This is a genomic window from Paenibacillus sp. FSL H7-0323 (genome assembly GCF_038002725.1).
Taxonomy (GTDB): Bacteria; Bacillota; Bacilli; order Paenibacillales; family Paenibacillaceae; genus Paenibacillus_AQ; species Paenibacillus_AQ odorifer.
The window spans coordinates 5,885,498-5,911,571 of sequence record NZ_JBBODB010000001.1 but is presented as its reverse complement, the minus strand read 5'-3'; the positions used below and the strand labels follow the sequence as shown (position 1 = coordinate 5,911,571).

At 45.8% G+C, this 26,074-nt stretch carries 19 protein-coding genes; 10 read left to right on the top strand and 9 right to left on the bottom strand.

The window, feature by feature from the left end:
- Positions 1 to 288: 288 nt before the first annotated feature.
- Entirely contained in the window at positions 289 to 2,442 is a 2,154-nt protein-coding gene (locus MHH89_RS26420) for an alpha-galactosidase (RefSeq protein WP_341088542.1), read from the bottom strand.
- A 25-nt stretch (positions 2,443 to 2,467) separates the two neighbouring features.
- Positions 2,468 to 5,020, bottom strand: a complete 2,553-nt coding sequence (locus tag MHH89_RS26415) for a beta-mannosidase (protein ID WP_341088541.1) — start codon at positions 5,018 to 5,020, stop codon at positions 2,468 to 2,470.
- A 312-nt stretch (positions 5,021 to 5,332) separates the two neighbouring features.
- Between MHH89_RS26415 and MHH89_RS26410 the strand changes: the two genes are divergently transcribed.
- The 6 genes from MHH89_RS26410 to MHH89_RS26385 all read left to right on the top strand — a co-directional run bounded on the left by MHH89_RS26410 (position 5,333) and on the right by MHH89_RS26385 (position 12,652).
- Complete coding sequence (locus MHH89_RS26410; protein WP_076130663.1) at positions 5,333 to 6,679, top strand: ABC transporter substrate-binding protein; 1,347 nt, start codon at positions 5,333 to 5,335, stop codon at positions 6,677 to 6,679.
- A gap of 107 nt (positions 6,680 to 6,786) precedes the next feature.
- Entirely contained in the window at positions 6,787 to 7,680 is an 894-nt protein-coding gene (locus MHH89_RS26405; protein ID WP_076105422.1) for a carbohydrate ABC transporter permease, read from the top strand.
- A gap of 2 nt (positions 7,681 to 7,682) precedes the next feature.
- Positions 7,683 to 8,516, top strand: a complete 834-nt coding sequence (locus MHH89_RS26400; RefSeq protein ID WP_076130664.1) for a carbohydrate ABC transporter permease — start codon at positions 7,683 to 7,685, stop codon at positions 8,514 to 8,516.
- A 35-nt stretch (positions 8,517 to 8,551) separates the two neighbouring features.
- Positions 8,552 to 10,384 carry a cache domain-containing sensor histidine kinase gene (locus tag MHH89_RS26395; protein WP_341088540.1) on the top strand — a complete coding sequence of 611 codons (1,833 nt, stop codon included), beginning with the start codon at positions 8,552 to 8,554 and terminating at the stop codon, positions 10,382 to 10,384.
- 17 nt (positions 10,385 to 10,401) lie between these two features.
- Entirely contained in the window at positions 10,402 to 11,901 is a 1,500-nt protein-coding gene (locus MHH89_RS26390) for a response regulator transcription factor (RefSeq protein WP_076220070.1), read from the top strand.
- Positions 11,873 to 12,652 (top strand): spermidine synthase, encoded by a 780-nt coding sequence (locus MHH89_RS26385; protein WP_081392565.1) that lies wholly within the window; start codon positions 11,873 to 11,875, stop codon positions 12,650 to 12,652. Before MHH89_RS26390 ends, MHH89_RS26385 begins: the two co-directional genes overlap by 29 nt.
- An 87-nt stretch (positions 12,653 to 12,739) precedes the next feature.
- Here MHH89_RS26385 and MHH89_RS26380 read toward each other — a convergent pair whose 3' ends face one another.
- The 5 genes from MHH89_RS26380 to MHH89_RS26360 form a co-directional block, all read right to left on the bottom strand.
- Complete coding sequence (locus tag MHH89_RS26380; protein ID WP_076282125.1) at positions 12,740 to 13,627, bottom strand: sugar phosphate isomerase/epimerase family protein; 888 nt, start codon at positions 13,625 to 13,627, stop codon at positions 12,740 to 12,742.
- 36 nt (positions 13,628 to 13,663) lie between these two features.
- Positions 13,664 to 14,686, bottom strand: a complete 1,023-nt coding sequence (locus MHH89_RS26375; RefSeq protein WP_036686912.1) for a LacI family DNA-binding transcriptional regulator — start codon at positions 14,684 to 14,686, stop codon at positions 13,664 to 13,666.
- A gap of 68 nt (positions 14,687 to 14,754) precedes the next feature.
- On the bottom strand, positions 14,755 to 16,332 hold the full coding sequence (locus MHH89_RS26370; protein ID WP_076105428.1) for a DUF3502 domain-containing protein: 1,578 nt from the start codon (positions 16,330 to 16,332) through the stop codon (positions 14,755 to 14,757).
- Between the two features lie 80 nt (positions 16,333 to 16,412).
- Entirely contained in the window at positions 16,413 to 17,309 is an 897-nt protein-coding gene (locus MHH89_RS26365) for a carbohydrate ABC transporter permease (RefSeq protein ID WP_076105429.1), read from the bottom strand.
- A 28-nt stretch (positions 17,310 to 17,337) separates the two neighbouring features.
- On the bottom strand, positions 17,338 to 18,282 hold the full coding sequence (locus MHH89_RS26360) for an ABC transporter permease (RefSeq protein WP_305953532.1): 945 nt from the start codon (positions 18,280 to 18,282) through the stop codon (positions 17,338 to 17,340).
- 644 nt (positions 18,283 to 18,926) lie between these two features.
- Between MHH89_RS26360 and bglX the strand changes: the two genes are divergently transcribed.
- The 4 genes from bglX to MHH89_RS26340 all read left to right on the top strand — a co-directional run bounded on the left by bglX (position 18,927) and on the right by MHH89_RS26340 (position 24,049).
- Complete coding sequence (gene bglX, locus MHH89_RS26355; RefSeq protein WP_076276802.1) at positions 18,927 to 21,086, top strand: beta-glucosidase BglX; 2,160 nt, start codon at positions 18,927 to 18,929, stop codon at positions 21,084 to 21,086.
- A gap of 116 nt (positions 21,087 to 21,202) precedes the next feature.
- Entirely contained in the window at positions 21,203 to 22,171 is a 969-nt protein-coding gene (locus tag MHH89_RS26350) for a metallophosphoesterase family protein (RefSeq protein WP_341088537.1), read from the top strand.
- Positions 22,172 to 22,357: 186 nt separating this feature from the next.
- Entirely contained in the window at positions 22,358 to 23,110 is a 753-nt protein-coding gene (locus tag MHH89_RS26345) for a 3'-5' exonuclease (RefSeq protein WP_036686897.1), read from the top strand.
- A 186-nt stretch (positions 23,111 to 23,296) separates the two neighbouring features.
- A complete protein-coding gene (locus MHH89_RS26340; protein ID WP_076187440.1) occupies positions 23,297 to 24,049 on the top strand; it encodes a MerR family transcriptional regulator in 753 nt (250 codons plus the stop codon).
- A gap of 84 nt (positions 24,050 to 24,133) precedes the next feature.
- Here the strand turns inward: MHH89_RS26340 and aroD are convergent, their stop codons facing one another.
- Complete coding sequence (gene aroD, locus MHH89_RS26335; RefSeq protein WP_076130672.1) at positions 24,134 to 24,898, bottom strand: type I 3-dehydroquinate dehydratase; 765 nt, start codon at positions 24,896 to 24,898, stop codon at positions 24,134 to 24,136.
- Between the two features lie 61 nt (positions 24,899 to 24,959).
- Positions 24,960 to 25,889, bottom strand: coding sequence for a ribokinase (gene rbsK / locus MHH89_RS26330; RefSeq protein ID WP_341088828.1), 930 nt, complete (start codon positions 25,887 to 25,889; stop codon positions 24,960 to 24,962).
- Positions 25,890 to 26,074: the final 185 nt, after the last annotated feature.

Below are 26,074 nucleotides of genomic sequence, written 5' to 3'. Positions count from 1 at the left end.
CAGCTGTGTTTTGGACTACCATAACTAACTGCTAAGCTAAGATTAACCAATGAAGATGTACTCTCTATGACCTCAATATGAACGGAATATGAACATGCAAAAAAAGCTATAGCGTCATGCACAAGGGTAGCTGCACAGGATGCCATAACAGGAGGAATATATGTGTGGAGGTGGATACGATCAAGGCTGCCTTGCCATCCGCAGCTTCAGCTGATTCAAATTCATCTTTGAACAAAAAAAGCAAACCACGAGCTAGGCTCATGGCTTGCTGATGACTTGCAATAAACTCTATTCCTGCACCTTCAATTTATAACATCCGCTAACAAAATCCTGCTGGATATCCGGCAGAGCCAGTCCAGCCTGCATTAGCCGATCACCACCGTAAACCTCACCACTTGCCTCCAGAATGTAATCCAGCTCCGGATTTAAACCATTCAGCTTCAGGCTACGGCGGGGCGGGTGCGGCACAGCCATTACCCGGAAGTAATAAACTAATGCCTCACGCTGATCATCGGACACGAACATCCATGCTGTCTCATTGCCCTCAAATGGGCTTTGCAGCCGGTACAGATTCCCTTGCTGCACAAGACTGCGGATTTGTTTATAGTTCGCAACCTGTTCCTTCACAAGTTCCTTCTCTTCGTCTGTAAACTTCGTAAGATCCAGCTCATAACCGAAATTACCGGACATAGCTACATCTCCACGAAAAGACAACGGGGTGATCCGTCCTACCTGATGATTCGGCACGGCAGACACATGCGCGCCTATCGAACTAACCGGATACACCAGACTTGTTCCATACTGAATCTTCAGTCGTTCCACAGCATCGGTATCGTCACTGGTCCAGGTCTGCGGCATGTAATGCAGCATGCCTGGGTCGAAGCGGCCACCACCACTACAGCAGCTCTCGAACAGGATATGCGGAAACTCTGAAGTTATTCGCTCCAATAGCTCATACAGACCAAGCACATAACGATGTGCGGTTTCCCCTTGGCGTTCAGAAGGTAACTCTGCAGAGCCAATCTCCGTTAAACAACGGTTCATATCCCATTTCACATAACTAATGGGTACGGTCGAGAAAATCCGGGACAGTGACTCATAAATGTACTGACGTACATCCTCCCGAGTATAGTCCAGCACCAATTGCCAGCGGGCTTCGCTACGGCGGCGTCCCGGCACATGCAGACACCAGTCGGGATGCTTACGATAGAGCTCGCTGTCTGGCGAGATCATCTCCGGCTCGAACCAGAGGCCAAACTGCAAGCCTAGATTGTTCACACGCTGCGCCACATCAGACAATCCGCCTGGAAGCTTGCGCAGATCCTCTACCCAGTCTCCGAGAGAGGAGTTATCTGCGTCTCTTTTGCCAAACCAGCCGTCGTCCAGCACGAATAGCTCTATTCCGAGTTTCGCTCCTTCCGCCGCAATCGACTCCAATTTATCCGCATCGAAGTTGAAATAGGTGGCTTCCCAATTGTTGACCAGAATGGGCCGTTCCTTATCTCTATATAACCCTCTGCATAAACGGGTCCGGTACAGGCGATGATAGGTTCTCGACATTTCCCCGATCCCCTCGGAAGAATACACCATCACTACTTCTGGGGTCTGGAATTGTTCGCCCGGCTCCAGCAGCCAGGAGAAATCAAATGAATTCAGCCCCATCGTAAACCGGGTCATCCCGAAGGAGTCGACCTCTGCCTCAGCTTCAAAGCCTCCACTATATACAAGACTGAAGCCGTAGGCCTCTCCATGATTTTCATCCGTTTCAGGTTTCACCAGCGCTGCAAATGGATTTAACTGGTGGCTGCTCATCCCTCTGCGGCTCCCAATGGTCGTACCCCCTTGCACCAGACGTCTACGGGTCAGATTACCTTCCCTTGACCAAGCTCCTGCCAAATAGATCATATCCATATCGCCAGACGAGAAATCGACACTAGCACTCAGTGCACGCTGCAATTGCAGCTGCGTTTCCCCCGCATTGGTAAACTCCACAGAGCGTGTAATTACGTTGGTATGTTCAAAAACCGTATAGCGCAAAATAACACTCAGCTTGGCGTAATCATCCTTAAGTGTAAGCTCCAACGTCTGTGCTTCTTGCGCAGACTCAACATATACAGATGGCAGACCTGGCAGTGAGGGTTTACCCTCAACTACCCGGTACCCGCTGTATTTCAGCTCTGTAATACGAGTGCCGTCTTCGAGCCTAACTTGATAAGCAGGTGTTCTGAAATCTCCCGTGCCGTATTGGGGATATTCCTGCGGGAGCCGGTCGAGACCCGTATTTCCTCCCAGATTCAACAGCCCTTCCAAATTGCTGCCACTACGCAGCTTTTTACCCCAATACACATGTGCCGGATAATCATTAACAAGCTGAAGAATATAACTCATCCCTGCGCTCTGTAAATGGAATAATCCCTTATCTTCCTGAACTAAAATCCCCATGTGCCAGTCCTTCTCTCCTTAGGATTTACAGCAAATCTTCGCTCACAAAATCAACCATCGATTGAACCTTTAGCCCTTTAGGTGCGGCAGGAATCCAGTCTCTTCCATCGTTCCCGCGTTGTGAGAACTCTATCGTCTTGGTCTGACCTGGGAGAAGGTCAAAATAATTGTCAGAGAATATTCCTTCCTCTTCCGAAGTCAGGTATACACCTCTAGCCAATACATCACTGGTCACGGTGAAGCTTAATCCACCGCTCTCTGGAGTTTCCAGCACAGTAATTACTGAGCGCTGCAATGGAATTTCTTTTTCCGGAGTAAAATAATGCAGCTTGTGATCTATCACCTGGCCATCCGCCTGCAAGCAAATTCCAAGCAATACATCACCCACCCCTTGACCTTCTAGCAGGTCTGCCACAGGAGACGAGAATACGATAGCAGCAGAATCAGCTCCCAGCTCAACGGGATGTGTCCACTCTCGCAGCACCGAACCGTTAAACTGATACAAAGTAAGCACCAACTCAGCGCTCACTGCTGTTCTTAAATCAGATACGACATGAACGTCTACCTTCTCACGGTCTGTACCGTCGATAGACAACAGAACATCTTGGAAGCTTGAACGCACGGTATATTGCAGGGCTTTCCAACGCCCGTTATAATCCATGCCCGCCCAAGAAGCCACCGGCCAGCAATCATTCATCTGCCAGTATAAAGTGCCCATACAATAAGGTTTATTTCTTCTGTGGCTTTCAATCGCGATTCGGATCGCTTCGGCCTGCAGGATTTGACTCATATATAAAAAGGCTTTGAAGTCCTTTGGCTGCGGCAGATACATATCCATATATTCTTTGATCAGCAGATTACCGCGACCATTCTTCTGATGCGCCAGCATCACCTCTGAGGTAAGCTCCAAATCCTGCTCTTCTGCATAGCTCATTACCGTTTTTAGTTCCGGGAACGACTGGAAGCCATATTCACTCATGAAGCGGCCAACCTTTGTATTATAGTTCTCAAAAGGCTCGATTCCGTGCCACACGCCCCAGTAATGCACATCCCCTTCGCCCACAATCCGTGTCGCATGCTGATTAATATCGCCAGTCAGCTCCCGCAGCGGCGAAGACGGCCAATAGTCCACTCCCGGATGGAACGCGGCTACAGCCTCCGGCAGAATACGGTGGAAGATTTTAATATAATCGGCCCACATTGTCGTTCTTTGCTCAGCGCCGAGTTTTTCTTTCCAGCCCCAGCCCATATTTTCCTCGAACTGTGACCAGGCCGAATCAATCTCGTTGTTGCCACACCATAAGGCGATGCAGGGATGATTGCGCAATCTTTTGACGTTATATTCGGCTTCTTTTTTCACATTTTCTAGGAACGCCTCGTCCCCGGGATACATACTGCAAGCGAACATAAAGTCCTGCCAGACCAGCAATCCGTATTCATCACAGAGCTGATAAAAAATATCTTCTTCATATATACCGCCGCCCCAAACGCGCAGCATATTCATATTCGATTCTACTGCCGTGGCAATTTCATGCCGATACCGCTCCTCGGTTACTTCTGTGGTGAAGCTGTCATTTGGAATATGATTGGCACCTTTGACGAAGACGGAAACTCCATTCAGTGCAAAAGAAAACGAAGCTCCTTTGGCATCACGCTCCCGTATCAATTCAATACTGCGAAGCCCAGTCCGCACACTTTTGCTAACCTCTACTTCCGCATTTTGTACCAATTCTGCCTGGAATGTATATAAATGAGGCTCTCCGAGCCCTCTGCACCACCAGAGCTGTGGCTCGGATATAACAATATTCATCTCTAATTGCTGCATGCCTTCTTCTAAAGTAACCGCTTGCATCCACTCCAAACCATCGGCACTTATTCGCAGCATTCCCCGCCAAGCAGCAGGAGCATCCACTTCAACAATTGCGGTCAGGCGAGCTTCTTCCTTAGCAATCACATTTTGACGGATATAGAGGTCTGTAATTTGAACGGTGTCACGTCCCACCAGAGCTGCCGCACGCCATATTCCACTGGTCAAGAAACGCGGGCCCCAATCCCAGCCGTAATGATAAGGTGCTTTGCGCGCAAAAATACTAATCCGTTGTTCATCTAATCCCCCAAGCTCGGATTGATCATTCGAGGCAGGCAGCGCGTAACCCAGCTTCGCTAATTTCGGTAAATCTTCCTTAACCACAGAGCGGAACTTCACCCGTATATTATTTTCTCCAGTCTTTAACTGATCTTTGACATCCACTTTCCATGCCAGAAACATATTATCAGCAGCGAGCACATGTACATTATTCACGTACACATCTGCATAAGTATCCAGTCCCTCAAAAACTAGCTCCGTACAAGCAAGCTCCTGCCACTCTTCCCCCAACTGCAACGAGGTTTGATATTCCCAGTCCTTCTTATCGATCCACTGTAGATCATGTTCATTTGTTCCATAAAAGGGGTCTGAAATCTTCCCGTTCTTTAGTAAATCCGTATGGACTGTACCTGGCACAGTCGCCGGAAGCCACTCCTCATCACCACAGCCTCTAAATTCCCACTTCGCAAGATTCATATGCAAATGTTTCATAATACCTCCTAAAAGTTTTGTAAGCATAGACTTCTCTGAATGACTTCGCGCAAAACTCGCTTCGAAAGCAGATGCCTAAAGTTTTGTAAGCATAGACTTCTCAAAAATAGCATAAGACTTCAATTAATTCATTGAACCCTTTTGATATTATTTGTATTTTGTTATCTGATTGTTAGGTACATGCTAATTATAAACGCAGAAACAAAACAAATAAAGACAATAAATAATAATACAATACATTTATTAACGGCTTCGATAAAGCTATAATGTTCATGTAAACGCTAACAATAAAAACGAAAAGGGGATTAAGCTATGAGAAATAAGTTATTTTCGTTATCCTTTGTTATGATTATGGTCTTATCTTCAACACTTGCTGGCTGTGGTTCGAATAATGACAACACCACGAATAACGGTGCTGCCGCAACTGAAAAGCCCGCAGCAACTAACGCAGAGAATACCGGCGGTGACACGAATGCAACTGCCGAACCTGCAGCAGGAGCTGATATCAGCGGCAAAATCACCTTCCTAACTAACAGAACAGACATGATCGGCAAAGAATATGACGAATATTTAAAGCGCTTTAATGAAAAATACCCGAACATTAAAGTCGAATTCGAAGCTTCCCAAACCGACTATAACCAACAGGCTAAAGTCAGAATGGCCAGCGGCGAGCTTCCAGACGTTATGTTTATTCCTTCTATCCCTAACTCGGACCTGCCAAAATATTTTGCTTCACTGGATGATCTCGGCTTGAACGATCAGATCACCTTTAAAGACTTCAAATCCTTTGATGGTAAGCTTTACGGAATTACTACAGGGAACTCTACTTCCGGTATTGTTTATAACAAAACAGCATTCACTGATGCCGGCATCACCGAAACGCCTAAGACTTGGGATGAATTCCTGGCTGCCTGCGAGAAGCTGAAAGCAAAAGGTGTTATTCCAATGTCCTCTAACTTTAAAGACAAATGGCCACTTGGTACTTGGGCTTATGACACACCACGCTTAATTGAAGGCAATCCTGATTTTCCAAATGCTAAGCTGAACTCTGAAACACCATTCACTATGGACAACGGTTATGGCAAAGCCTTCAGCCTACTTAGAGAGCTCAATGAAAAAGGCTATCTGGAAAAAGACATCAACTCCACCAACTGGGAGCAATCGAAAAAGGACATCGCTTCCGGCAAATTCGCTATGTACTATCTTGGCAACTGGGTTATTAACCAAGTTATCGGAGCAGGCGCTTCTTCAGACAATGTGGGCTTCTTCCCATTCCCTTATGACAATTCGGGTAAACCATCTGCTACCCTTAGCCCTGACTTCTTCTATGCCGTTGCCAAAAACAGCAAAAATTTAGAGGCAGCTAAAGCCTTCGTAAAATGGATGATTGAAGATTCAGGTTATGAGGATTTCGCCGGCTTTATCTCTCCATTAAAAGGCAAGGAATCCAATCTGACTCAGCTGAAAGAATTCCAAGCTACCGGAGTAGAACTGGTAGAAGGAACTGTTGACGATGCAAAGGTTACAGAAATCGGCAACAAGGCACAGCTGGATCTCCCTGCTGTTGTACAGGAATTTGTACTTGCCAAAGATCCACAAACCGTATTAGACAAGTGGAATAAAGCTTGGGCTAAAGCCAAGAAGGACCTCGGTTATTAATTTGAGCTTTTGATTCGAAGTACACTACGGAGCAAAATGGATTATTGCTTTTACGGATAATCCATTTTGCCTTTCCATACCACGTTTTTATGAAAGAAGGGCTAGCGATGTTCGGAACACTTTCCTATAACAAACAGAAGACGATTATCATTGTATCCTTCCTCACGATTCCTTTGTTGCTGCTCGCAACATTCACGTATTATCCGGCACTCAAGCTGATTTATTACAGCTTTACGAACTGGGATGGCTATAGCCCTGAGAAGCCTTGGGTCGGTCTCGATAATTACCGCGAAGTCTTCTCCAACCCCGATATTTTCAAGGTATTTACCCATAACTTTGCTTATTTCGCGATGGGAATTCTCCAGAATATCGTCGCTATTTATTTTGCGATTGTGCTCAATAGTAAGTTGAAAGGAAAAAATGCATTTCGAATCTTATTGTTCCTCCCTTACATTATGAACGGTGTCGCCGTCGCCTTTATGTTTGGTTATGTCTTTGACACCACCAATGGCTCTCTGAATATGTTCCTGAATAGCATCGGTCTTACCGGACTAGGACAGACCAGTTGGCTTGGAACAGAAGGACTGGTTAACTATTCTCTGGCGTCCACAGGATTTTGGCGTTTCATGGGTTATAACATGGTAATTTACATCGCCTCCTTGCAGGCCATTCCAAACGATATCTATGAGGCCTCAAAGATCGATGGTGCCGGACCTTTTCAAACACTTTGGAGAATTACTTTACCGAATATGAAGCCAGTCATCCAGCTTAACTTATTTCTTACCGTCACAGGGGCACTGGAAGTATTCGATCTCCCCTTCGTGTTGACCAAGGGCGGCCCCGCAGGCGCCAGCGAAACATACGTACAAAAAGTTGTAGATACAGCATTTGCTTACAATAATTATGGCCTCGCTTCTGCCATGAGTATTATCTTGCTTTTCTTTGTCGTCATCGTACTGTTGGTACAGCAACTAGTTCTAAGCCGGGGAGGGGACAAATAGATATGACATACTCCAAATTTCGCTTCACAGATGTTATTAAATACTTCTCGCTGCTTATCGGCGTATTTGTTGTACTCTTTCCTCCGTATGTGGTCATCGTCAATGCCTTTAAATCCACTGACGAATTTAACAGCAGCAGCTCCATGGCACTGCCAAAAAGCTTTTTGAATTTCGATAATTTCACTGCCGTCTTCCAGCGTGGGGGTCTACTTAACGGATTTGGTAATGTGTTAATCATTATAGCTATTACTTTAATTCTGAACATTCTGTTCGGCACTATGGTAGCATTTGTATTGGGACGCTTCTCTTTCAAATTGAAACCCGTTGTCTTCGGTGCATATCTAGTAGCCACCATTATTCCTAGTATCACGACACAAGTGGCGACTTTTGGTATCATCAAAAGCATGGGGCTTTACAATACACTTGGCGCCCCGATCGTGCTTTATATTGGAGCGGATGTAATTCAAATTATTTTATATCTGCAATTTATCCGTAATATTCCCGTGGATCTCGATGAAAGTGCGATGGTAGAAGGTGCCTCTCTGTTCAGAATCTATCGGTCGATTATTTTCCCTTTACTTACGCCAGCTACGGCTACTTTGATTATTCTGAAAACCATTAGCATTTACAATGACATGTACATCCCTTACCTCTACATGCCGAAACAAAGCCTTGGTGTAGTTACGACGATCCTAATGCGTTTTCAAGGGGTCAATTCGGGGGAATGGAATTTAATCTGTGCGGCTATTCTGCTTATCCTGCTGCCAACAGTAATTCTATATTTCTTCCTGCAGCGTTACATCTTTGAAGGCGTAACCAGTGGAGCGGTCAAATAAGGTAGGTAGCTTATTACAGGAAAGGAACAACGCAAATGCTATCATACATCCGGTTAACTTTACGCAAAATGTGGTTGTTCCTTGCCAATCTACCGATGGAGCGCAAGCTGATCGTTATCTTTGTCTTTCTGATCTCTCTGCCGATCACTTATGTAAGTTATCTATCGTCCCGCTCCATGTTCAACTCGGTTCTTGTGAATGCGACTGACGGTGCGGGTCAAATGACATCGAATGCTTCAGATACCATCGACCGATATATTGCCGACCTCAAAAGATATACAGCCCTGCCGCTGTATAACACCGATGTGCAAGTCTACCTGACACAGCAAAATACCGACTGGGAAAAAAATACGGGCATGGCGATGTTCCTTAGCTATTTGAATCATACTAAGGAAGAGATCATTGCCGTGTATTTGGTGGATCAGTACGGTTCTGTCTTTTATGATAAAGACGCTGGAATTAATGAACTGTATCCAGAGGAACGATTAGCCAAATGGAGAACCATGAGTGAAGATGCCGGAGCAGCGCCTGTCATTCAGGGCAGACATACGATCCGCACCAACTCGAATGTCCATAAAGAGGTCTTTAGTGTTCTGCGTACGATTAACTCTGTAAGCACATTGCAGAATATAGGAATTCTCGTTTTCGATGTAGACATCAATCTGTTTAAGGGCATTATCGATCCCGTAAATGCAGTTACGCAAGGAAACACGTTCATTGTAGATAACAATGGAGATCTGATTTATGCCAGTGAAGATTCCGCGGTTCCGAATCTGGCTGCCGATACACAAACTCTGAATACAAAGCTGTTGCTGCAGCGAGTAAATCAGCAGCAGGATCATTTTCAAATAGACTTGAATGGCCAGTCTTATCTTGCAGTGTATACCGTCTCGAAACAGACCGGGTGGACCACTATGGTTACGATTCCTTTAACACGTATCCTGTCCCCTGTACAAAAGAATCGTAATACGCTTATCTTGACCACACTGATTATCATTGCTTTTGCACTTTTTGTTGCGACTATAATTTCCCATGCCCTGACCAAACCCCTTAAATCCTTGGTCCGCTTAATGAAACGGGTGCAGCATGGTAATCTGGATGTCTGGCAGCATTCCAAATATAATGATGAGATTGGGATGCTGGGCAGTCATTTTAATCGGATGATCATAAGGATCAAAGATCTGTTACAAGAAGTGTCTATCACGGAGAAACGGAAGCAAAAGGCTGATATGCGGGCGCTTCAAAACCAGATTAATCCCCATTTTATTTATAATACGCTGGAATCCATCCGCATGCTTGCAGAGAGCAATGATGATCCACGTGTGGCGAAGCTAACCTATTTACTTGGGCTTCAAATGCGTTACAGCATTGTCCGAAACGAAGAGGCTGTTACAATTAGACAAGAGCTGGATCATGTGAGAAATTATTATCAGCTGCTGGAAATCCGATTCCCAGACAAGTTCAGACTTAACATCGACGTGCCGGACGAATTCCTTCATCTTTCTGTTATTAAGCTTGTCTTTCAACCGATCGTAGAAAATGCTGTCTTTCACGGTTTGGATCAAAAGGTAGGACTGGGCACCTTGAGCATCACCGCATGGAGCGAGCATGGAGATGCCGTATTCTGTGTAGAAGATGATGGGATCGGTATGGATGAAGCCACCCTTCGTTCCTTAAACAATAGTCTGCAGACTGGAACGGACAATGAAAGGTTCGGGATTGGACTACGAAATGTAAATGAAAGAATTCGCCTGCATTACGGCAGTTCGTTTGGTCTGCTTGTTGAGAGTGAGCTTGGAATCGGCACTCGTGTTACCCTGCGCATTGCGGATATTAACGCTAAATACAGTGAAGATGAATTTATTTAGGAGAGGGGCTGCTCAGATTGCTGCGTATTGCGATTGTGGATGATGAGATCTTAATCCGCGAAGGACTGGCCCGAATGATCAGTAAAGAAAGCGCCGAATTTCTGGTCATCGGCACCTACTCCGACGGAAAACATCTATTAGATAAGTTAAGCACACTTCAACTTGATGTTGTGATTACAGATATTCGTATGCCGCAAATCAATGGCTTGGAGCTGATTAAACAGTTAAAAGCCACCCATCCGCAGATCTACTCTATTCTAATGAGTGGATTTGTTGAATTTAATTATGCCCGAGAAGCCATCCGCAGCTCAGCTGTAGACTATTTATTAAAACCAATTAATAAAGAGCAGCTGTTCGAGCTGCTTTATCGGCTAGACAAAGAACGGCAGCTCGCGCGCGACAAGGAAGAACGCCACCGTTCCGGGCTTTTATTGACAGTCTTACATATCGAAGAGCCCTCTTCCCCTCTCCTATTATCCAGCCTTACCTTGCCCCAGCCTTATTTCTCGGTCTTTGTCCTCAAAGGGAGCGCCAGAGAAACCGTCTGCTCCTGCGCAGACAGTCTGCGGCAAGAGAAGGCGTTGAGCTTCGACAGCTTGGAGATTCAAAAAGGACTCTACGTCTGGATTGTATATTCTGCTGAGCCGCTGTCAGACAACGATTTAAAAGATATCGGTGACATTATGCGGATATCTGCACACGGAAAGATCCTACATGTAGGTACCAGCGGTTGTTATAATGAGGTATCCAAGCTTAGACAGGCATACCTAGATGCTAAACAAGCCTGCAACATGGGCATATATAATCCGGAGCCTGTACATTACGCGAATATTCAGAATATTCAACAGCCGGAGATGAACCTCCTGGATCACTTTAATACAATTAGAGAACCGCTGATCCATAACCTGCAGATTCTGAATGTGACAGGCGTCTTAGAATGGATTCATGACCTGTTCTCAGTGCTGAAAGCACAACAAGCCGGTCCTGACCAAATTCTCCGGGTCTGTCGATGGGTTGAAGAAACTGCACAAAAGGAACTGCAAGAATTCGAGGCCCGCAATAAAAGTGCTCCCGACCTCAGGTTGGATGACAGAATTGCGTCCAGCATGAGCTTTTGCGACATTGAGGAGATGTTTACCGCTCATTTCACAAACATTCTGACCGAAATCAGAACCCATCGTCTGGAGATGTCCGGCACAGCCATAGAAACCATAAAACGCTGGATATCCGCTAACTATAATCAGCATGCGGATCTGAACACTTTGGCAAATATGGTTTTTTTGACTCCAAGCTATTTAAGCAAGCTGTTCAAGCAAGAGACCGGACTTACACTGACGGACTACATCACGGAAATTCGGCTGCGCAAAGCCAAACATCTACTCAAGAATGCTCCGGACCTGAAGGTTCACGAGATTGGGGCAGAGGTTGGATATGGCGATCCTGCCTACTTCAACAAGCTTTTTAAACGTGTTGTCGGGGTTACACCCAATGAATATAAACGAATTAGTATTGTATAAGGAGATCGATCACTTGCATTCAGAGCTTCAAAGAAATAGCGAAAATCATGAAATAACCGTCTACGACACAACAGAACTATATGGTGAAAAAGGCTCCTTCCGTGTTATGCAGTTCTCGAATCATGCCACTCAAGGTGCGATGGATCTTAATGACCCGCAACGAATTCTCTTTGAATATCCGCGGGCCATCATTCACTTCATGGAGTTCAACCTCCCTTCTTTTGAGGATGTTTTTCTTATTGGGCATGGAATTGGAACAATTGCCGGACATTTTCCGGACAAAAGATTTAAAGTAGCCGAGCTAGACAAACAAGTAGTCGAATTAAGCCGCCGCTGCTTTGGATATAGTCAAGATAACGTAGTGATCGGTGACGGACGTCAGATCCTTGAAGGCGAAGACCCGCAGGTATATGATTACATCATTTTGGATGCCTTTACTGCCGCTGGTACACCAAGGCATTTGATCTCCCGTGAATTTTTCAGTATTACCCGTTCGAAGTTGAACACAAGCGGATATATTCTCATGAATCTAATGGGAAAAGGTGAACATGACCCGCTGATCAACGCGATTTATACAACGCTTGCCGTAGAGTACGCCTATATCAAAGCCTTTTCCCTGCCTTCAGAAGGGGCCGCCGATATCCAAAATATCATTATGGTTGGCGGCAGCACCCCTATCCGCTTTCAAGCCCGCCATTTGGCTGGCTTCAAAGAAATACAGCTGGGACAAGGATATCTGATTCAGGATTAAATCAGGATTAACTATAAAAAATGACCTCATCCTCCACTTCACTGTGGATTTCGAGGTCATTTTTGGGTTGTTTTCATACGGCACCATTTAAAGCGGATTAGGCACAAAGCTGCCACCACGGCAATATTTCAAGTAATTCAATGCATGCACCTGGCCGGTCATTTCCAGCTCATCACGATACACTGGATCATGCCAGCCTTCGATATCAATCGTACCTTTATAACCCGCTTGGCGCAGGATGGTGATTACATCTACCCAATTGGTATCCCCGAAGCCAGGGGTCCGGTCCCATACATAAGGTTTGGGGCCATGAATACCGTATTCCTTGACGATGTCCCAAGCGATGGTCGCATCCTTGCCATGCACATGGAATACTTTATCCATCCATTTGCGCAGCTGCGGAAGCGGATCAATCAATGCAATCATCTGGTGGCAAGGCTCCCATTCCAATCCCAGATTATCTGCCGGAACAGCATTGAACATCTTCTCCCAGGCCGAAGGATTGTGAGCGATGTTCCACTCTCCGCTCTGCCAGTTTCCGCCCATAGCGCAATTCTCAAAAGCAATCCGCAGGCCACGATCTGCCGCTCTCTTCGCCAGTTCTCCGAACACCTCTGTAAACTTCGGGATGGACTCATCAATGGACAAACCTGGCAATCGCCCAGTGAACCCGCCTATAATATCTGTGCCAAACAAATGTGCATGATCAATCAGCCGCTCCCAGCTTGCCAATGTGTCGGCATTGTCGCCGCTGCCATTCAGCGGATTGCCATAGATGCCCACAGAAGAGATGACAAAATCATGTTCAGCAGCTAACTCCCTCAGTCGTGCAGCCGTTTCTATCAAATCGGTTTCGCCGGTGGTCTGCCAAAAATTCAGATTAAATGATTCAAATCCATGCCCCACAATTTGTGGAATGACCTTAACGGCTTCTCCACCACGAACAATCGTACCTATTCTCAGTGTATCTTGCATTTGGGTTCCACTCCAATAAAGGTTTATAGTGTGATCTTAACGAGGTTTAATCATCTTGCAGGAACCACGCTTGAGCAATACCGCATCATAGACAATATGCTGATGGTTTGACCGTCCGGAAATGAGGTCGAACAGAACACCTACACTGGATAAGGCCATTTCCGTACCCGGCTGGCTGATTGTATCAAGAGAAGGATGATAATATTCAGCCATCTCGATCCCGTCAAAGCCAATGATCGAAATGTCATCAGGGATAGATAACCCCGCGGTAAGCACCGCTTTGGCAGCACCGATGGCAATCGTGTCGGAAGCGGCAAATATAGCTGTAATTCCCTTGTTCTTGTTGAGCAGTCTCCGCGCAGCATTAAATCCCGAGCTGGGACTGTATTCACAATCCTCAACCAACCCTGAATCATAGGGCAGACCCTGCTCTTCGAGTGCTTTTTTGTAGCCTAAATACCGCCGGTTGCCCGTGGTTTCATCCAATAATGGAGACTTGGCTAAAAAGCCGATATTCGTATGACCTAATGAGATCAAATAATTGGTAGCCTTATAGGCTTCCTTCGTTTCATTGATAATAACGCTGGAAAAAATAAGCGGGTTCACCTCCTGCGTTGAGGTGATCGTTGTCAGCACAAACGGAACCGTCAGTTGTTTGAACTTCTCTTCAGAATGATCATAGGTTCCACCCATGAAGATAATCCCGCACAGATTCTTCTCCTTCACCAGTTGAATTGCAGCATTGATTTCATCGGTCCCATCCTCTACCTGCTGGATAAGAAACGGGTAGCCCCGCAGATTGACCTGCCGTTCAATTTCTCTGATCATATTAGAGAAAAAAGGATTGGTAATCCCCTTGACCATAAGTGCAATGTTCTTAGATTGTGTAGTTTTCAAATTCCGCGCGTTGGAATTGGGAATATAATTGTATTCCTTAACCACACTCATCACTTTCTCACGTGTAGACTTGCTCACCGGTCCCTTGTTATTGATTACCCTGGAGACCGTCGAGATGCCCACACCGGAAATCCGCGCGATATCCTTGATATTTACATCCACTTTACTCCCCCATTTATGGGTAAAGGAGCTATATCGAATTATAGCTCCCTTACACCCCTTAACTTTCTTTAGTTGACAGGAACAAACGCAGCCAATTGCTTCTCTACTTCGGCAATGACCTTGTCAACTCCTGCTTTTTTCAGCTGATCGCGGTACTCTGCAACAGCTGCTTTTGGATCTTTGCTTGTTTTACCAAGCATCAATTGAATACCAAGCTGTGAATTCACGTTGGAAATCGAAGCAATTTCAGTTGTAACATTTGTTGGATCAAAGCTGAAGCCATTGTAAGGATCATCGATAGCCACTTTATCCCATTCTGCGAATAAGGAGTTACGGATTGGGTTTTCTGTATCCGTAGGAACTACGAATTTGTCATTACGAAGTGACCAAGCAGCGAAACCTCCGCCGTCCGTTTTATCGTTGAAGCCTGCAGGCTGCTTTTTAACACCATTTTCCATCACATATTGTTTGCCTTCAATACCGTTTTGGATGAGGTTGTAGTAGCTTTCATCGGTCATGAACTTCTCGATCACCATCAGAGCGCGCTCTGGATTAGCTGAGTTCGTGCTGATTACAGTCGAGTTGTCAACGCCCATCTTACGTTTGATCTTCTTATTAGCTTCCGCAAAAGTAAAGAAGTAAGGATCTGATTCCGGTTGCGCCTTCAAATCCGCACCGTATTGGCCGATCCAGTCCTGAGCATGAGTCAAATAACCTGCGGAGTTAGCTGCTCTGAAGTTATCCTTGCTGCCTAGGGTCGCAGACAGCACATCTTTACTCCAGTAACCCTTATCCGCCCATTCACGCATCTTCACAGCCCAATCTTCAAATTCCTGAGTGAAGGCTGGATGGAAGACGGTCTTGTAGTCCTCTGGACTTTTGGTCACAAGATTCAGCTCATTCAAAGATATACCAGGAGCGTTAAGCCACATCCCTGTAGTATCTACGAGCATTCTGAACATATTGGCTGCATCTTCTGCCTTGCCGTTAATTGGTGGGAAGGACTCATTAGCAACCACATTATCCATGTATTTAACCATATCATCAATGGAAGTGATTTTGTCCATTCCATATTTCTTCAGCAAGTCAGAACGATAGGCATAACCGGCAGGTGTGTATTCGCTATAAAGACTTGGTACACCATAAATTTTGCCTTTGTATTTTGTATTCTCCCACACACTTTCCGGGATTTCCGCTTTTAGCTTAGGAGCAACTTTATCCAGCATATCTGTAAGGTCCACTAGAGCGCCTTCACTAGCCAATGTGAAATAAGACACCGGAGCTCCGGGAGATGCATGCGACATATCAAATTCTTCGCCTGAAGCAAATAGCAGCGGGTACTTAGTAGCGATATCCGGCCAGTCAATATACTTCACTTCAATCGTAGCGTTTAGATCAGCCTTGAGCTTCTTGTTAATCTCAGCGAGGATTTCTTTATTTTTAACTCCTTCGCTGCCCCACAGGTAGTACACCAGCTTAGCTTCCTTGGAAGTATCCACTCCGCCTGCATTGGCTGAAGCCTCTGGAGCTTTCGTGGCTGCCGGATCATTACTCGGCTCATTGTTGTTCTTGGATGTGCAGGCTGTCAGTGCTCCAGTAAGCATGAGGACAGCAATTAAAGAAGACGCGATCTTTTTACCTTTCATTTAGGTAAGCCTCCCTTTTCTCTTCTATTTATGAAACTTTCATTTATAATAAACGCTCTTCGAAAAGAAGATTGCGTCCATTAACCCTTTACAGCCCCGATGGTGAGGCCTGTTACGAAATAACGCTGTACAAATGGATACAGAAGAATAATCGGTCCAGTGGCCAGCACAGCTGTAGCCATCTTGATGGATTGCGTCGGAAGATCAGCAGTATTGATGACCGCTCCCGAGTTGATTAGCGCTCCTAAGTTCGTCTGATTGACCATTCGCTGCAAAAAGTATTGGAGCGGATATTTCGTCGGACTGTCAATATACAACATCCCGTTATACCACTCATTCCAAAAGCCTAGTGCTGAGAAAAGCCCAATAGTAGCCAAGGATGGAACCGCCAGCGGAATAAATATCCGCCAATAGATGCGAAAGTCGCCAGCACCGTCAATGGTAGCGGATTCATATAAGGAATCCGGAATCGCCTTCATGAAATTACGCATCAGGAAAATGGACCATGCACCAACTACACCCGGAAGAATCATGGCGAATAAGCTGTCCTTCATATGCAGGTGCTTAACCATCAGGATGTATGTTGGAATCAAGCCGCCACTGAATAGTGTTGTAAAGTAAATCAAGAAGGAAAAGAAGTTGCGGTACTTGAAATCCTTACGGTTGAGCACGAATCCGGCCATCGACATCATAAACAGTCCGAGTACCGTACCCACTACGGTGATGAAGATAGTTACCTGATAAGCATTCACCAGCTGAGTAGAGTTGTTGAATAGCATCTCGTAAGCCTTAAAGGAAAATGCCTTCGGCAGCAGCTTGTAGCCTTCACGAACAATTTCCTGCTCGTTCATGAACGATGAGGAGATCATCAACGCGAAGGGAAATAAACAGAATAGCGCAAAGATAGCGATACAGATATAACTGACTGCTTTTATGAGAATGCTTCCGGAATCCTGTTTGATTGTACTCTTTTCCATATTTATCACCCCTGTTTCGTGTCTAGTCTTAGAACAAAGCGCTGTCCGGTTCTACCTTGCGTACAATAAAGTTAACTACAAGCACCAGGATCAGACCGAATAAGGATTGGTAGAAGCCCACTGCGGCACCCATAGAGAAGTTGAATTGTCCCACCAGTGAACGGAAGACATAGGTATCGATGATATCTGTCTGCGGATACAGTACAGAGTTCGTACCGATCAGATTATAGAAAAGGTCAAAGGATCCCTTGAGAATTCCACCCATACCGAACAGTAGAAGCAGAATAAAGGTTGGCTTCAGAATCGGCAAGGTCATATAACGGATTCGCTGCCAGGTAGTCGCTCCATCCATATAAGCAGCCTCGTACAGATCATGATTAATCCCTGTGATCGTTGCCAGATAAACAATCATTCCATATCCGGTACCCGCCCAGATCTTGAAAGCCACAATAATATATTTCCAGATGCCCGGATCGGAATAGAACTCGTAACGGTCTAGCCCCATTCCAGTTAACATCGTATTGATAAACCCGGAATTGAAATTGAATATATTGTAGGCAAACACACCGACGATAACCATGGAGATGAAATTCGGTAACAGGATAACGGATTGTGATATTTTTTTGAACCACTTGCCTGAGATCTCAGACAACATAATGGCAAATACTATTTGAATGATATTACCTAAAGCTAGAAAGACGATATTATAGAGCAGCGTATTCTTGGTAATATTCCATAGATCCCCATTTTGAACCAGAAACTCAAAGTTCTTAAGGCCGATAAAGTTACTTCCAAAAATCCCCTTATTGAGCTTGTAATCTACAAATGCGACGTAAGCTCCAGGCATTACAGCATAGTGAAAGATAACGAAATATACGATTACAGGCAGCAACATTAGAAAAAGAACTTTGTTCTTAATGACTTCCCGAACAATGTTTCCACCCACAAGCTTCAGTCTCGCCAAAGTGCCCACCTCCAATTTGAAAGATGCATTCAGTCACATGCATAAATTACCTTCCTTTCTTGTCCAGCAGCCAGAATAAAAACAGTTTGCCCAACCTTCATAAAAAAGTGTATCGAGTGTTGTAGAAACGTTTCCAGTGTTTCTGTAAAACTCTCTGTGTGAGAAGCATACTCCCAAAATGTATGCGCTGTCAATTCATTTTATTTTTGAATTACAAGTACTAAAGTTACATATTTCACGTAAAAAAATATAAATTAGCTGTTTTTCCAAAGGCGATTGACTTTTTTTGGTGTTCAGACTAATATCGAGGTGTATCGTTTGTGGAAACGTTTTTATACTTTTCATTCATAGACATGTCAGTCTCCATATGTAACATCTTAATGATGCAATCCTCTTCTGATTTAATTTATGCCTCAGCCCTGTATCCGAAGAGAGAAATGCTATGATTTTCACAACAAATGAACCTGATTATAGCTCAGGCCCATTCCGCATCTCGGAGCTGTGTGCCAGGAGAGTAAACGGTTCACTCCCATCCTTAGTCGCCTATCTAACGTAAGTTTTGCTAATAAAATCATGCTTACGCTGCCCGGCGGGGAACTACACATCTATTTAACAAACTAACTTTCAATGCGCTCACGAGGAAGGAGTTAACCATGACTAAAACGTTTATCCAAGATCTTGTGAACGATATGACCCTGGACGAAAAGCTGGCCCAATTAACCCAGCTAGGTCCTCACTATTGGGGTTTGGACGATACCGTGGATTTAACCGGACCATTTAAGGAACTGAATATTAAGCCGCAGGTAATGGAGAGCATCGGAAGTGTTCTGAATGGTATTGGAGCCCGGAATGTAATCGAGCAACAGACCCGACATTTGCAAACCAGCCGACAAAAGATTCCTCTGCTCTTCATGGCGGATGTCATTCACGGCTACCGGACCATCCTCCCGATTCCGCTGGCCATGGGCAGCAGCTTTGACCTTGAAGCCTGTGAAAGGTTTGCTGAAATCGCCGCCAAGGAGAGTGCGGCTGCCGGCATTCACGTCACCTTCTCGCCCATGACTGATCTCGTACGCGACCCGCGCTGGGGACGCGTCATGGAGACATCTGGTGAGGATCCCTATCTGAATGCCCGTGTCACCGAAAGTATGGTGCGGGGTTATCAGGGCAAGGACCTAAAAGAAAAAGGACGCATCGCTGCCTGTGTGAAGCATTTCGCTGGTTACGGTGCTCCCGAAGGCGGACGGGAATACAACACGGTGGATATGTCTTCCGGCGTATTGCGTGAGTTCTACCTGCCAGCCTATAAGGCTGCCGTAGATGCTGGTGTGGCCATGGTGATGGCCGCATTTAATACCATTGACCGTATCCCGGCAAGTGGTAATTCCGAGCTTCTTCGCGGGATTTTACGGGAAGAATGGGGCTTCAACGGCGTTACCATCGCCGATTTCAATTCCGTTAATGAGCTGATTCCCCATGGCGCCGCGATAGATGGCCGTGAGGCAGCCGAGAAAAGTCTGGCTGCTGGGCTGGATATTGAGATGATGTCCACTCACTATCTAAACCACGGCGCTGCTCTGGTCGAGGAAGGAAAGCTTGATATCGCCTTGATCGATGAAGCTGTTATCCGGGTGCTTGAGCTCAAGGACGCGCTTGGCTTGTTCGATAATCCATTTAAGGATGCAGATCCGCTGGTGGATGAGGCTCCGAAACCTAGCGCGGAGCATCTGCAGGCCGCACGGGAGCTTGGAGCTAGCTCAGTTGTACTGCTCAAAAACGACAATGATGCTTTGCCCCTTAAACGTGGCATGAAGATTGGTCTGGCTGGTCCTTTCGCCACCTCCATTCATGTGCTGGGCGGTTGGGCCGGGACAGAAAAAGATCCGGCTGTATCACTCTACACCGGCCTTTCGCAAAAAACATCTGCCGAAAATATTTTTACGGCCATGACTGGTGAGCTCGGAAGCATGCTTGAGGGTGTTTTTGATGTGGAGGATGAAATTGAAGACGCCTACCAGGCGCTGAAGGATTGTGATGTAATTCTCGCCGCTGTCGGTGAGAACCAGCAGGATACCGGGGAAGGCGGAAGCAAATCCAATCTCCGCCTATCAGCCAATCAGGAGAAGCTGATCTGGCGTCTGAAGGATACCGGAAAAAAGGTCGTCACCATTGTATTCAGCGGCAGACCACTGGAGCTGAAACCCGTTCTTGATGCCAGCGACGCTCTGCTGCAGGCTTGGTTTCTGGGTACAGAGTCAGGAAATTCGCTGGCCGATGTGCTGTTCGGAGATTATAATCCTTCCGGACGTTTATCGATGAGCTTCCCCTACTCGGTTGGGCAAATTCCTGTCTACTACAATGCTTATCAAACGGGACGTCCTTATGATCCTATGTATCCTAATGTGCGTTATGTGACCCGTTATCTGGACTGCCCGAATGACCCGCTGTTCTGTTTTGGTTATGGCCTGAGCTATTCCAAGTTTGCTTACAACAGCTTCAATGTTGAAGCTGCGGATCGGGTGGTTGCCTCCATTGAAGTTGAGAATACTTCGGACATCGCCGGCAAGGAAACCGTTCAGCTCTACATCCACGACGTCAGCGCAAGTGTCGTGCGCCCGGTCAAGGAACTGAAAGGCTTCCAGCAGATTACACTCGCACCGCATGAGAAACAGGTGGTTTCCTTCGAAATCACCAGAGAAATGTTAATGTTCTACGGAAAAGACGATCAGTTGGTCTTCGAGCCTGGGGAATATGATATTATGATCGGTAGAAACTCTGGAGATCATTGCACTCAGCGGATCTGGATCGGCTGACCTGCGTATAGCTATGCTTCTAACGACGTCATCCCTCAACGCCCTCTTGGCGCAATGAGTGGTTGGCGCCTCCACAGCTTGCTATTCAATATTCGATAGTAAGGGAGATTATTCTAATGAGACACAGTTTATCATTTCAGCAAGATGGCACTTTTAAAATCGTACAATTTACAGATCTGCACTGGATGGATGGAAGAGCTGAGGATCAGCTTACCGAGGCACTGATGGAACGCATTCTGGATGCGGAACAACCTGATCTTGTGGTTTTCACGGGAGATCTTATTTACACGGGTCCTGTATCACCGGGAAACAAGGCATGCGAGCACCCCGCACAAGCTTTTCGTGAGGCTGTCGCTGCCGTGGAGAGATCCGGCATCCCTTGGACCTTTGTATTTGGCAACCATGACACAGAAACTCTGATTTCAAAGAGTGAACTGATGCAAATTGCCCTGGAACATCCCCACTGCCTGACCGAAGCCGGTCCAGAAGAGCTGGAAGGCTCGGGCAATTACACTCTTGAAATTAAAGATCAGGAAGACCACTCGGCTGCTATTTTGTATTTTCTGGACTCTGGCGGCTACTCCGAATATGAGGATATCCCGGGCTACAATTGGGTTGGGCGGAATCAGATCAACTGGCTGACGGCTGAATCTGCGCGGCTGAATCCGAAGACTGCTGAGAACAGGCTGCCTGCCTTGGCTTTCTTCCATATTCCAATTCCCGAATATCGGGATGTCTGGTCTACACAAGTCTGTCATGGGCATAAGTTTGAGCGTGTATGCTCACCTGAGGTGAACTCGGGCTTATTCTCGGCTTTGCTGGAAATGGGTGATGTGCTTGGCACCTTCTGCGGACATGACCATATCAACGATTTTAGCGGCAGCCTGTATGGCATACGTCTTTCTTATGGCCGTGCTACCGGCTACAATACTTATGGAAAAGAAGGCTTTATGCGGGGAGCACGCGTCATCGAACTGGTCAAAGGCACTCAAGACTTCAATACCTGGCTTCGTCTTGATGACGGATCCGTTATAAATGAACAGCCGATTCATATGCCTGAACCTGCTGCCGATTCAGGACATTAATCTTTTATAGGATTAAATTTTAATAGTGATTAAATGAACCAGTGCGCAGATGTTACGCTGGTTCATTTTTTTGTGCAAATATTAGCTTGTCTCCATATTCCCCATTACATCACTTTTTTTGTTAAAATAGAGAAGTCGACGTATTAAGCACTACAGCGTCAGTCATGGAAACGGAGGCAAGTACCTGTGGATTATATTATTCTGGACATCGAATTCAACGGCCGTAAGTTTGCCAGCGAGCACCCTATGGAGGTCATTGAGATTGGAGCCGTCCGGTTAGACTCTTCACTGCAGTATAAGGATGAATTTTCTTCCTTGATCAAACCTATATATTTCTCCACCCTAAATTCCTTTATTAAGAAAAAAACGGGTATCCCTCAAGAGGAAATCGATATTGCCGCCCGCTTCCCCAAAGTCATCACTGCTTTTAGAGAGTGGCTTGATCTAAGTACAGACGGAGTTCTGCTGCTTACCTGGGGTGGCGAAGACATGAAGCGAATCATTCAGGATGTGCGCATGCACAAGATGGACGAATCCTACTGGATGTCCGCTACGTATTTCGATTTGCTCAAAGGAGTTCTTCGTGCGCGTGGTCTTAGCAATGATGTCAGCGTGGAAAGCGCGATGGCATTGTTTGAGCTTGAGCCTACTGGATCTGCACACCGGGCGCTGGATGATGCACGGATGACGTCAGAGATCTTCCGCGCCGTGTTTAAGGATCTGGATTTTGAGCGTTCACAGCATTACGTAGATACCTTCTCCAATGCCAAAGAACGCAAAACAGTTAAGGTAGCCATAAAGGCTATGACCTCACAAAAAATTGTACCTACCTGGGACCTTGTCGTTGAACACTACTTCTCAGACAAAGCAACCCTTGCGGACCCTCGTAAGCTGGAGGAATTGCACAATTATTTCACAGCACAAATGGGTCATAAATAAATTCAAGCAGCAGCAAAGCTCAACATAGCTCAACATTATAGACTTATTCATAGCAGCGGCAGACTTCCCCATGATCATTCAGAGGGTAGCTGCCGCTGTTTTGGATATGCTAAAAAAACCATTTGACCTTCACGTTACGTAAAGGTGTACATTTGATTTGTAGGAGGTGATACTACGGAATACACAGTGCAGAAGCTCGCAGAGTTAGCTGGAATCAGCACACGGACCCTGCGCTACTACGATGAGTTTGGCATTCTTAAGCCGGCGAGAATCAACTCTTCGGGGTATCGTATCTATGGCCGTACCGAAGTAGATCTACTACAGCAAATTTTATTTTATCGGGAGCTTGGCTTAAGTCTGGAACGTATCAAGGCTATTATGACAGAGCCCTCATTCGACGGAGCCAAAGCGCTGCGGGAGCATCATGACAAGCTACTGGAAAAAAGACAGCAATTAGATCTATTAATCGCTAACGTCGAAAAGACGCTGGCTCAAAAAGAAGGGAGAATTACCATGAGTGATACTGAAAAATTCGAAGGCTTTAAACAAAAGCTGGTAGATGACAACGAAAAGAAATATGGCCAAGAAATAAGGGAGAAATACGGAGATGACACCATTAATCAATCCAACCAAAAGCTTAAAGGAATGACAGAAGATCAATATGCCGCTATACAACAGCTTGAGGAAGAGATGTTCGAAACACTCTTGCAAGCAATGGAGCATGGAGATCCTGCCAGTGTATTAGCACAAAAAAGTGCAGACCTACACCGTGAGTGGCTCTCCTTCTACTGGAATTCCTATTCCAAAGAAGCTCATGCTGGTGTTGCACAATTGTATGTTGATGATGAACGTTTTACCGAATACTATGACAAACGCCGCCCTGGACTCGCTGCGTTTCTAAGAGATGCCGTACATGTATATACGGGAAAAAATGCGTAAGCGCACGAACAATATTTTAAAATAGAAAAAGGCATCCGGATACTCCGGATGCCTTTTTTTTGAGGCAATAGCAATCAGCAGAAATCACAGACTGCGGTGCAGCAGCGACAATGTATTCCGAAGCTCAGCGACAGCTACCTGGCCAGGTGCAGAAGGTTTATGTGCAGCTCCGAAGGTAAGCGCTGAACCAAAAACTTCACCTGCCAAACGGCTGATCACCCCGGCTCCCGCCATAGACATCGTTATAATCGGACGGTCTGCATATTTTTCCTTCATGATGTGTGTAGCTTCCAGCAAAGTTAGCACATCGCCTGCATCTTGGGGCATAACGGCAATTTTGGGCAAATCCCCGCCAAGCTCCTGCGCCTTGCATAACCGTGAGATGATCTCCTCTTTAGGAGGTGTACCCTGAAAATCATGATTTGAAATAATGACAGACACGTTATGAGCATGAGCAGCTTCGACCAGTAGCTTTACATCCTGCTCATCATTAAATAGTTCAACATCTATTATATCTACTAGACCGCTCTCGGCAGCAGCTTTATTCAGTGCTGTGTAATATTCCGTGCTGACTTGCTTCTCTCCGCCTTCTTTTGCACTCCGAAAAGTAAAAATCAGCGGCAGATCTGGAATCACAGAACAGATTTCGCTTAGTGCGTTCTTTACAGCTGCAACGTCTTCCACTTCAGCAAAAAAATCCGTCCGCCACTCCACCAAATCAGGTTGCAGTACTTTCAGCGCTTCCGCTTCCTGCTTCAGCTCAGACAAGGTCGCTCCAATTAGCGGAACACATATCTTAGGGATTCCTTCGCCGATGATCACATTTTTAACGGTTACTGTTCTGCTCATTATTTAAGCTCCTTATCCTATCTCATCTAGTATAGATCTTGAATATCCTGTACTGTCTATTCTACAGCGATTTAAGTTTTAGAAATTGCTCGACCTCGGACAACTGCGGCAATGAAGGGATCGCCCCTTCTTTCCCTACAGCCAATGCACCTACAGCATTAGCGAAGCTCACGGCTTCCTCCAAGGTCTTCCCTATGACCAGCTGCTGGGCTAATGCGCCATTAAATGAGTCACCGGCAGCAACTGTATCTACCGCCTTTACCGGGAAGCCTGGAACAGCCTTGGCACCTTCAGTATTCACAATCAGGGCACCTTTTGAACCCAAGGTTACAATTACGTTCTGTACTCCTTTTTGCAGCAAAATACGGGCTGCCTGCTCAGCAGTCTCTGCGCTATCCACAGTCATTCCGGACAAAATCCCGGCTTCCGTCTCATTAGGTGTCAGGTAAGATACCTGAGCCAGCATCTCATCCTTTAGCACTCTAGCTGGTGCAGGATTAAGGATGACCGGAATCCCCTTACGATGGGCAATCGCAATCGCCTGCTCACTCATCGCCAGATCCATTTCAAGCTGCAGCACAATGATCTTAGCCTGGCTAATCACAGCCTCCAATGCCTGAATATCCTCTACCGTAAGCTCAATATTCGCTCCAGGTACCACGATAATCCGATTTTCTCCATCTTCTTCAATAACGATTGAGGCGACTCCTGTTGCCTCATGTTCACTTACAGAAATATGCTCTATATGAATGCCTTCATTCCTGATAATCTCCAGCATTTCGCTACCAAAGGTATCTTTTCCAACTCTTCCGATCATACTAACCTCTGCACCCAGACGTGCTGCGGCAACGGCCTGATTTGCCCCTTTTCCGCCAGGAGATAGAGCAAAGGCTTGTCCAATCAGGGTTTCTCCTGCATTTGGTGACCGGTTTGTACGTACCACCATATCCATATTCAAGCTTCCAATCACAACTATATCCAACTTAGACACCACCATTAATTATTTCTTCAATCTCTTTATCTTAGGGGCTTCTGTCCACTTTATCAATCAATTCCGCTCAATTGGATTCAAAATGGTTGTTTTCACCAAATTGACGTTATGCTTTTATTCATCGAGTGTGCTAGAATAGTGGTGCAATCGCTTCCACAATGATTGCCTGCACTATTTTGAGCAAA

Excerpts from the sequence above, each read along its gene's own strand:
- MHH89_RS26365 (WP_076105429.1), bottom strand. The coding sequence starts at position 17,309 with ATGGAAAAGAGTACAATCAAACAGGATTCCGGAAGCATTCTCATAAAA.
- MHH89_RS26415 (WP_341088541.1), bottom strand. The coding sequence starts at position 5,020 with ATGAAACATTTGCATATGAATCTTGCGAAGTGGGAATTTAGAGGCTGT.
- MHH89_RS26405 (WP_076105422.1), top strand. The coding sequence starts at position 6,787 with ATGTTCGGAACACTTTCCTATAACAAACAGAAGACGATTATCATTGTA.
- MHH89_RS26380 (WP_076282125.1), bottom strand. The coding sequence starts at position 13,627 with ATGCAAGATACACTGAGAATAGGTACGATTGTTCGTGGTGGAGAAGCC.
- MHH89_RS26420 (WP_341088542.1), bottom strand. The coding sequence starts at position 2,442 with ATGGGGATTTTAGTTCAGGAAGATAAGGGATTATTCCATTTACAGAGC.
- MHH89_RS26400 (WP_076130664.1), top strand. The coding sequence starts at position 7,683 with ATGACATACTCCAAATTTCGCTTCACAGATGTTATTAAATACTTCTCG.
- MHH89_RS26350 (WP_341088537.1), top strand. The coding sequence starts at position 21,203 with ATGAGACACAGTTTATCATTTCAGCAAGATGGCACTTTTAAAATCGTA.
- MHH89_RS26385 (WP_081392565.1), top strand. The coding sequence starts at position 11,873 with ATGAATATAAACGAATTAGTATTGTATAAGGAGATCGATCACTTGCAT.
- bglX (WP_076276802.1), top strand. The coding sequence starts at position 18,927 with ATGACTAAAACGTTTATCCAAGATCTTGTGAACGATATGACCCTGGAC.
- MHH89_RS26370 (WP_076105428.1), bottom strand. The coding sequence starts at position 16,332 with ATGAAAGGTAAAAAGATCGCGTCTTCTTTAATTGCTGTCCTCATGCTT.
- MHH89_RS26395 (WP_341088540.1), top strand. The coding sequence starts at position 8,552 with ATGCTATCATACATCCGGTTAACTTTACGCAAAATGTGGTTGTTCCTT.
- aroD (WP_076130672.1), bottom strand. The coding sequence starts at position 24,898 with ATGAGCAGAACAGTAACCGTTAAAAATGTGATCATCGGCGAAGGAATC.
- MHH89_RS26410 (WP_076130663.1), top strand. The coding sequence starts at position 5,333 with ATGAGAAATAAGTTATTTTCGTTATCCTTTGTTATGATTATGGTCTTA.